Raw genomic sequence first — 9,355 nt, 5'->3', positions numbered from 1 at the left:
TCGGCCATCAGCAGGCCACGACCGCGGGGCAGCGGCCCACCCTTCATCTTGCCGCGGATGAAGCCCTCATCGGGGTCGGCATCCATCACCAGCAGCGGTGCGTTGGCCTGCGCCAGCGCCCGCAGCATCGGGTCGCTGCCCGCCGACGACCACCCGCCGAAGGTGCGGGTGACGATCACGTGCAAGCCGACGTCGGCTGCCCGGGTGACCCACGGTGCCGCCTTGTGCAGCGGTGAGTCGAAGCCCGGTGGCAGCTGCTGCACATCGTCGATGATCAAGAAGATCTCCGGCCCGCTCCACCACGCGCGGGACAGCAACTCCTCGGCCGACAAACCCGGCGGAGGCTCGCGCCGCGCCAGCGTCTGACCCAAGTCCTCCATCATGGCGGAAACGCCGTCGAGGTTGTACGCGAACTTCTCGACGTAGTCGGTGCCCAGCGTGGTCAGCAGCTGACGGCGCGGGTCGATCAGCCACACCTGCGCCGACGGGCGCGATGTCGCTCCCGCGATGCTGGCACCCGGCGCGTAGACCCGCCCGATCTCGGCCATGATCGTCGCCAGCGTTGTGGTACGACCGCACTCGCGTCGACCCGTCACAATCAGGTGAGCGTTCTCGGCGAAGTTGAGGTAAACCGGCTGCAGATCCAGTTCGTTGATGGCCCAGGCGATTCCGCCAACCCCGACGTTCTGACGCTTGTCCTGCTGGGCCAGCGCGCGCACCTGCTCCAAGCCGAACTTCGCGGGAAGTCTGCGCACCGGCGGCGCGTGGCCGACCGCGACCGTGCTGACCGTGGCCGCGACGCTTTCGGACGAGAAGTCATTGTTCAGCGTGCCGGCCGCGGCCGGCCGTGCCACCAGCGTGTGCAGGCCGGATTGCGGATCGCTGTCCAGTCGCACGTAGTTGACTGCGACCATGCCGCGGCCCGGCTTGACCGGGACATCCTTGGCGAACCGCGAGCGCACCAGCTTGGCATCCTCAACCGCAGCGAGCCGAAGCTCGATCCGCGAGCCGAAACCGCTGCGGACCGGGGGCCGAAGCTCCGATTCGCGGTCGGCCGTGGCCATTACGTGGATACCGAACGACGGTCCCTGGTTGATGATCAGGTTCACCTGCTCGATGAGCACTTCGTTCTCTTCGGCGAGCGCCCGATAGTTGTCGATCACCAGGAAGACGTCGCCGAAGCCGTCGTTGGGAACCTGGCCCGCTTCGCCACCGAACTTGCGCCGGCGGAAGACCTCCATCGACGGCACGTCGTATTCGAGGAACGTGCGCTTGCGCTCGCGTAGCAGGGCAAGCAACTCGGCCACCGTGCGGCGCACGCCGTACGGGTCCGTCGGACCGACGACCTCACCGACGTGCGGCAAGTGGGCCACCGTCGTCAGCGCGGTGCTGCTGTAGGCGAGCACATAGAACTGAACCTGCTCGGGCGTGTGGGTCAGCGCCGCCGACGTGATCAGCGTCTGCAGCGCAGTGGTCTTGCCCGATCCGCCCGCTCCCAGGACCAACACGTTTGCACCAGAGCCCGAGGTGTCGACCGTCCATGGCGGCTGGTCGTGCTTGAACGGCCGGTCGATGATCCCGACCGGGAAGACCAGGTCGGTGGTCTGGCCGTACTCCTCCTGCCACGGGTGCCCGAGGAAGCGGTTGACCAGGTCCTCGATCGGCACCGGTTGGGCCAGCGGCGGCTGCCATAACCGGTATGGCTCGAAGTCGATCCGTCGAAGCTGCTCGATGATCACGGTACCGACCTTCGGCGTCCGGATCGCTTCTTCTTCTTCCTCTTCCTCGACCACCTCGGCGCCGAAGCCACTGAACGCGTCGCCGTTGCCGCTGTCTCCGTTGGTCAGAGCCCCGTTGGTCAGGGCATCGAAATCGTCCGGCCCCGTCACGGCGACCTCGATCGGCGCGAATCCAGTGGTAAACAGTTGCGGCCGAATGTAATCGACGGAGTGGGTCAACATCGCGGGCCCGTTGTCGTCGAGCGACACGCCGCGACGGTAGTCGCGCCACAGGAACTCGGCCTGGAAGCGGATGATCTCATCCAGGCTCTTGCGGAAGTAGCCCAGACCGGCCTGTGCGGGCAGATTGACCGCGTTGGGAACACCTGCCGCCTGTGCCGCACCAGCGGTGCGCGCCTTCAACACCAGCCGGTAACCCATGTTCTCCATGAGCTTCTCGGCGCGGCTCTCGATCGTTTGCGACGCCATCATCAGGTGGATCCAGTAGGCGCGACCCTGTCGGCCGATGGAGTCCAACACGTCGACGGCGGTCGGCATGATGCGGAACCACTCGTAGAACTCGTCGATGACGACCACCAGCACCGGCAGCGGTGGGATGTCTTGGCCGCGGGCGCGCATGCGCGCCCGCATTTCGTTGTATTCCTTGGCGTCGTCGACGCCGGCGTTGTCGCAGAACGCCTTTCGACGGGCGATCTCACCCCAGAGCGAATCCAGGAACCGCTCCATCAGCGCCTGGTCCTCTTCGAGGTCGGTGATGATGCGCGACACGTGTGGCACACCGGCGAACGGCTTGACCGCCGATCCACCCTTGAGGTCGGCGAGCACAAACTGCAGTTCATCCGGCGGATGGGAGAGCATCAGCGACTCGAGAACGGTACGCACCAGGGTCGACTTACCCGAACCGGTCGTCCCCGACATGACGCCGTGCGGACCGTCGCCGCCCTCATCGAGCGACTTCATGTCGAGAAACAGCAGTTCGCCGTTGTCGGAACGGTTTCCGAACGGGATGCGCAACCGGGAGCGGCTTGAGAGCGCATCGCGGCGACTGCTCCACAGCGACTCGAAATCGATCCGCGAAGGATCGTCAATCCCGAAGTAGGACAGGATGTCGCGGGCGCCGATCTGCGCGACGCGCTGGCCGATCTCCTCGTAGGCCTCGGCCAGCCGCCAGCGGGCCACCCCTTGTGCGAACTGCTCGGCCTCAGATTCGGTGACGTGGTCCGCGAGGGCGAAGAACCAGCGGTTGTCGTCGATCACCATCCAGGTGTCACGGTCGCGCGGCAGCGCTTCGATTACGCCGATGTCGTTGGTGAACTTGAGCACCCGTTCCGGGTTGCCGGTCCAAAGGTCAGAACCGGTCAGGTCGAAGAACGTCACGCCGTCGACGCCGTCGACACTGATGACGTACTCCCACTGCGGGTCGTCGACATCGGCGATGATCAGGTGGTGCGGCGTCGGGGTCTGGGCCGACGAGCTGGCGTGGCGTGGTGTGAAAGATCCCCGCCCAGCAAACAATTCGGCCTGATCGGTGGCGAATTCCCGAACCGAGGAGTACACCATCCGCGCGTTGCCCGCGGCATCGCGGCGACGCGGGTCGCCGAAGTGCGGCAGCCACTTCACCCAGTCCCACTTGCTCAAGTCCGATGAGACCACGATCATCTGCAGATGGTCGGGTCCATGCGAGAAGGCCAGCTGGCAGATGAGCGCGCGCATGGCCCCCAGAGTCTGCTCACGATTACCGACCAGCGCGTACCACGGCTCGACCAGCAGCGAGATCATCTTCGGCAGGTTGTAGACGACGCTCTGGTAGCGACCGAATTCCTGCAATGCCTTACCGGTGACCGGCTCGAGTTCGATGTCGGTCGGCATGTTCTGCGGCTCGCCCCAGGTCACCTCGGGACGGGTCATGCCCACGCCGATCCGCGCGACACCGAAGTTGAGGTCCTTGCCGTCCGGTTTGCGCTCCCACATCCGGGATGAACCCACCGCGGCGGCCAGCGTCGTCGGCTGCGGGTGGAACCACCGGTAGTTGGCGTCCATGCTGTCGGCCGACTCGTTGGCGGTCTCCCGCAGCATGTCCAGCATCAGCATGAACTGGGCGCGCATCGCGTCCAGCTTCGGCCGGCTCATCTGCTGCTGGCCGCCGAAACGGCCGCCGAACATCATCATGGCCACGCCGCCGATCATGAAGATCGGGAAGATCGACCCGGCGCCCAGGAACATCCGCGAGCCGTTGGCGACGGTCATGCCGACCATGCCGACCAGTAAGCCGACCACCAGCACGCCGACCACGATCAGCCACCACGGTTTTCCTTCGGGCGGCGGGACACTCAGCGGTGTCGGGAGGACGATGTTCTCGGGCCTGACGGCCGGTGCACGCTCGGGCGTCGGGCGTGCGAAACCTTGCTTCACTTGGGTACCACCAACTCTGCGGGGTTCATGTCGGACGGGAGGGTGTCATGACGTACCAGTGCGTCCGCGCGGGAGAGGGCGGGCCCCGGCGCCAGCAACCGCAGAGCAACCCACGGCGCCGGACTGGGCGCCAACGTCAGGCCCAGTGCTTTGCGGGCATCGTTAGAGTTTTCCACGCCGAAACGCACCCCGGAGCTGGAGAGCCACCACAGTGATTCGGCGGTGGTCGCTGCCGGGTCGTTGCCAGTGACGACGACCCAGTTGCCGTATTCGGGGCCGAAGTACACGCGATCGGCTTCCCGACCCGAGGAATCGGCTTTGACCAGCGACACGATCTTGTCCGTCGAGCCGTTGGGCACCGGAATCGTCGGCCCGGAGATCACCTGGATGCGAGCGCGCTCCTCACCGGCGGTCTTCTCCCACCACCAGCATGTCGCGGGGTTTTCCTTCAGGTCGACCGGGCTCAGCGGGGCGTCTGGATAGGCCGACAAGTCCAGCCCGTTGACGACCGGCAGCTTGGCCAGCGATGCGGGTGCCACGACAATCGGCGAGCTGCCCGCCGGGGTACCGGCGTTTTGGAGGATCTGGGCAACCACCGAATTGACCGTCTCCACGCCGTCGGCCAGCACCACCGAATACTGCTGCGGCCCACTGATTTGCGGCGTCACAATCACGGTACCGATCGGCCCGGGCGCACCGGCGAATGCTGCCGGTTGGCCGGCAGCCGGAACCTTGGGTACCGACAACTCGGGGCCGACGGGCAACGCGTCGTACAGCGCACGGCTCATCGGATGGGCCTGGCTGACGTTCTCCGGGGTAAGCCCCAGCGGCAGCAGCACCGCGCGGTTTGTCGCGTCGATACGTGACCGGCGTCCCTGCCGGACCACGTAGGTTTCCTTGTCGTATCTGAGCACCACAGCGTCGGAGCCGCCGAGCACATGGCGCCGGTTCGACAGTTCGGGCCGGCCGTCGATGACGGTGACCGTCACCGGCGGCGCACCGACGCCGGAGGTCGGCGTCACGGTGTCGCACACCAGCCACGACGCCGTCGCTGGGCTGGTCGGAGAGAATTCCGACGGCGCTCCGGGAATCCCGACCAGCGGCCCGTGCGGCTGCTCGGCGATCTGGCTCCCCCGCACCTTGTGCGGGTTTTCGGCGCGGCCGGCGATCAGCCGCGCCGAGGCCAGATTCAGCGCGGGGTACAGCTTGTCGCCGACCCGGACATACAGTGCGCCCGAATCACGGTCGGCGATGATCGGTGTGTCGTTCAGCTGCCCGGACGGGCTGATGAAGGAGTACAGCAAGGCGCCCAGGCAGATCACCAAGGCCGCGGAAATCGAGGCCACCACGGCCAGCGTCTGGCGCCGGCCGGGTTCGATCTCCATCCGGACCCGCCAGCGGGTCAGCGCCATGGCGGTACGACGGGCCAGGAACTGGTAACCGGTTACCTGGGTCCGGGTGGACAGTCCGAGGCCGTAGCCCGAACCGCGCTGGTGATCACCGGCCATTTTTGAGCACGCTCCACTCAGACGCGAAGGCCGAAGATTGTGCAGTCCCACTGTTCACAGGGATAACGGTAGGGCACCCCGCGCGAGCGCGCCACGCGAGCGTTCGAGATCGAGCGACGTTCGCGTCCGCGCCGTTTGTGGTTTGCGCCACAGTGCTGTCACCTGCCAGTTGGTAGTGGGGAGGTTCAGCAGAACCTTCTCTGCGAATGGTACGGCCACGAGCAAACCCAGCCCCCCGTAAAGGTGACGTCGACGTGAACACGCGGGGCGCATCTCAGACATCTCGACAAGGAAGATGTCTGTATGAACCAGATGGCGCCGTCGCTGATCGAACTCGCGGGTCGATTCGGGATCTCTACAGCCTATGAAGACTGGCGTGCTCGCCGGGTCGACGTCCCGGCGAGCACGTTGATCGCGGTGCTGGCCGCGCTGGGCGTCGACGCCGCAGACGAGGCGGCACGCGACGCGGCGCTCGTCGCGCACGAGAGGGCGCACTGGTCGCGTGCGCTACCGCCGACCATCGTCGGGCGGGCCGGTACCCCGACGACGTTCTGGGTGCACGTCACGCACGGCCAACCGGCCGAGGTGTGGCTCCAACTCGAAGACGGCACCGTCCGTGGCGGGATCAAGCAGGTCGACAACTTCACCCCGCCGTTTGATCTGGGCGGGCACCAGATCGGCGAAGCCAGTTTCGTATTGCCCGACGATCTACCGCTGGGATATCACCGGGTGCATCTGCGTTCCGGCGGAAACGAGGCCGACGCCGCGGTGATCGTGACACCGCCGTGGTTGGGTGTGCCCGATCGGCTGGGCGCCCGTCGTAGCTGGGGGCTGGCCGCACAGTTGTACAGCGTGCGTTCCCGCCAGTCCTGGGGTGTCGGGGATCTGACCGATCTCGTGGACCTCGCGGTCTGGTCGGCGTCGCTGCACGGCGCCGCTTATCTGCTGGTCAACCCGCTGCACGCGGCCGGGCCCACCTCGCCGATGGAACCGTCGCCGTATCTGCCGACCTCGCGGCGGTTCGTCAACCCGCTGTATCTGCGTGTTGAGGCCATTCCCGAATACGCGCAACTACCCCGGCGGGGCCGAGTGCGTCGGTTGCGTGGCGGCGTCCAGAAACACGCCGCGTCGCTGGACTCGATCGACCGTGACAGCGCGTGGGCGGCCAAACGCGAAGCGCTGGAGTTGGTATTCGCTGTCCCCCGCACCGCCGGCCGCGACCTGGCTTTCGCGGCGTACTGCGCTCGGGAAGGCGCCGCGCTCGACAACTTCGCCGCCTGGTGTGCGCTGGCCGAAAAGTACGGCGCCGACTGGCATCAATGGCCCGACTCGATGCGTCATCCCAGCGCCGCAGGAGTCGCAAACTTCGTCAAAAAACATTCGGCCGCAGTCGATTTCCATCGTTGGCTGCAATGGCAACTCGACGAGCAACTGGCTGCCGCGCAGACCCAGGCGGTGTCGGCCGGGATGTCGTTGGGCATCGTGCACGATCTGGCCGTGGGCGTGCACCCCGACGGGGCGGACGCCTGGGCGTTGCAGGATTCGCTGGCCCTCGGGGTCTCGGCCGGGGCACCTCCGGACGAGTTCAACCAGTTGGGCCAGGACTGGTCGCAGCCGCCGTGGCGCCCGGACCGCCTCGACGAGCAGGAATACCAGCCGTTCCGCGACCTGATCCGCAGCGTGCTGCGGCACGCCGGTGGCGTACGGATCGACCACATCATCGGGTTGTTCCGGTTGTGGTGGATACCCCGGGGCCAACCGCCGACCGAGGGCACCTACGTGCGCTATGACCATGAGGCGATGATCGGCATCGTCGCCTTGGAGGCGTATCGCGCGCTGGCGCTGGTGGTGGGCGAGGACCTGGGCACCGTCGAGCCGTGGGTCCGTGACTACCTGCGGGCACGGGGCGTGCTGGGCACGTCGATTCTGTGGTTCGAACTCGACCGCGACGGGTCCGGTGGTCCGCTGCCGGCCGACCGCTGGCGTGAGTACTGCCTGTCCTCGGTGACCACTCATGACCTGCCGCCGACGGCCGGCTATCTGGCCAATGAACATGTGCGACTGCGGGATTCGCTGGGACTACTGACCCGCCCGGTCGAGCAGGAGTTGGCGGCGGCCGAGCGCGAACAGGCGGCCTGGATGGCCGAACTGCGCCGAGTCGGCCTGCTGCCCGAGAACGCGGACGAGGAGCAAACCGTACTGGCCCTGCATCAGTATCTGGGACGGACGCCGTCGCGGCTGCTCGGGTTGGCGCTCACCGACGCGGTCGGCGACAAGCGAACCCAGAATCAACCGGGCACCACCGACGAATACCCGAACTGGCGGATCCCGCTGAGCGGTCCCGACGGTCGGCCGATCCTGCTGGAAGACGTGTTTGACGACCGCCGGGCGAGCGCCCTCGCCGAGGTGATGCGGGCGCAAACCGCCCCCACGAGCAACTGCTAGCGTCGGTTTGCCGTGAAAAAGTTGACGTTTGGCGTAGTCGCCCCAGTAGCTGCCGGGGTCACTGCGGACCCGCGCTGGATGGCGGAGTTCGCGCGCCATCTCGAGGCCTGCGGCTTCGAGTCGATCGTTGCGGTCGAGCACACCGTCCTGGCGACTCGTTACGACAGTGTCTATCCCTACGACGCCTCGGGGCGGGTGGAGCTGTCGTCGGATTGCCCGGTCCCCGATCCACTTGACCTGTTGTCGTTTTTGGCCGGCCACACCCAACGGCTGGGCTTGGCCACGGGTGTTCTGGTGCTGCCCAACCATCATCCGGTCGTGTTGGCCAAGCGGGCAGCCACCCTCGACGTGCTGTCCGGCGGGCGACTTCGGCTCTGTGTCGGAGTCGGTTGGCTCAGAGAAGAAATCGAGGCCTGCGGAACGGAATTCGCCAGCCGGGGCCGCCGCGCCGACGAGCAACTGGCAGTGCTGAGGGCGCTGTGGGACGAGCGACCCTACGGTGTGACGCATCGTGGTGAGTTCTTTCGATTCGACAACGTGGTCTGCTTTCCCAAACCCATTGCCGGGCAACATCTTGCCATACATGTCGGTGGTCACAGCAAAGCTGCGGCGCGACGGGCCGGACGGTTCGGTGACGGCTTCCAGCCGTTGGGGGTGGCCGGCGCTCAGCTGCAGGACCTACTGGCGCTGATGCGCGACGAGGCCGTCGCCGCCGGCCGCGACCCTGCCGATATCGAGCTGACACTGGGACATTCGGTCAGCAAGGTCGACTCCGAACGTGCGGAGCGGTTGGCCGCCCAGGGCGCCGACCGGATTGTGCTGGCGATGCCGCCGATCACCGACCTCGATCACGCCAAGGACGAACTGTCAGCCTGCGCCCAACGGCTTTCGCTGCCGACATGAAGCTCGGCACCGACGACCGGGCGGACCTGGCCGACCTCGTGCACCGTTACGCGGCCAGGGTCGACGACCGGCAATTCGGTTCCGTGGCAGAACTTTTCACCGATGACGCGACGCTGCTATTGCCCGACCCGCCGGCGGTTTTGGCGCCGGTTCGGGCGCATTCGGGTTACGCCGCGATCAGCGAGGCAATTGCCGCCGTGGCGTCGACGGTCCGCACCCAACACGCCATCGTCGGCGAGGTGTACGACCCCGGGGCCCACCCCGGCACCGCTCGTGGCCGTATCACCTGCGTTGCCCACCACTGGGTGCGACACGACGACCAGTTCCGCGACGTGACCTGGCATCTGC

5 protein-coding genes are annotated in these 9,355 nt (G+C 66.7%); 3 read left to right on the top strand and 2 right to left on the bottom strand.

Translation table 11 applies throughout. The features are described from left to right. Together eccCa and eccB are read right to left on the bottom strand one after the other, a co-directional pair. The coding region (eccCa, locus tag AC2VOG_RS14220; protein WP_486940532.1) for a type VII secretion protein EccCa at positions 1–4,151 on the bottom strand (4,151 nt) is incomplete at its 3' end. Next, positions 4,148–5,659 (bottom strand): type VII secretion protein EccB, encoded by a 1,512-nt coding sequence (gene eccB / locus AC2VOG_RS14215; RefSeq protein ID WP_486940531.1) that lies wholly within the window; start codon positions 5,657–5,659, stop codon positions 4,148–4,150. The genes eccB and eccCa, both read right to left, overlap by 4 nt. A 303-nt stretch (positions 5,660–5,962) precedes the next feature. Between eccB and malQ the strand changes: the two genes are divergently transcribed. From malQ to AC2VOG_RS14200, 3 genes are all read left to right on the top strand, one after another. After that, on the top strand, positions 5,963–8,104 hold the full coding sequence (gene malQ, locus AC2VOG_RS14210) for a 4-alpha-glucanotransferase (RefSeq protein WP_486940530.1): 2,142 nt from the start codon (positions 5,963–5,965) through the stop codon (positions 8,102–8,104). Positions 8,105–8,125: 21 nt separating this feature from the next. Then, on the top strand, positions 8,126–9,007 hold the full coding sequence (locus AC2VOG_RS14205) for an LLM class F420-dependent oxidoreductase (protein ID WP_486940529.1): 882 nt from the start codon (positions 8,126–8,128) through the stop codon (positions 9,005–9,007). Then, a partial coding sequence (locus AC2VOG_RS14200; protein WP_486940528.1) for a nuclear transport factor 2 family protein occupies positions 9,004–9,355 on the top strand: 352 nt, incomplete at its 3' end. The genes AC2VOG_RS14205 and AC2VOG_RS14200, both read left to right, overlap by 4 nt.

This window comes from Mycobacterium sp. TH-M11 (assembly GCF_057473725.1).
Note: the sequence above shows the minus strand (reverse complement) of the source record. Positions and strands in the feature narration are given on the sequence as shown.

Excerpts from the sequence above, each read along its gene's own strand:
- eccB (WP_486940531.1), bottom strand. The coding sequence starts at position 5,659 with ATGGCCGGTGATCACCAGCGCGGTTCGGGCTACGGCCTCGGACTGTCC.
- malQ (WP_486940530.1), top strand. The coding sequence starts at position 5,963 with ATGAACCAGATGGCGCCGTCGCTGATCGAACTCGCGGGTCGATTCGGG.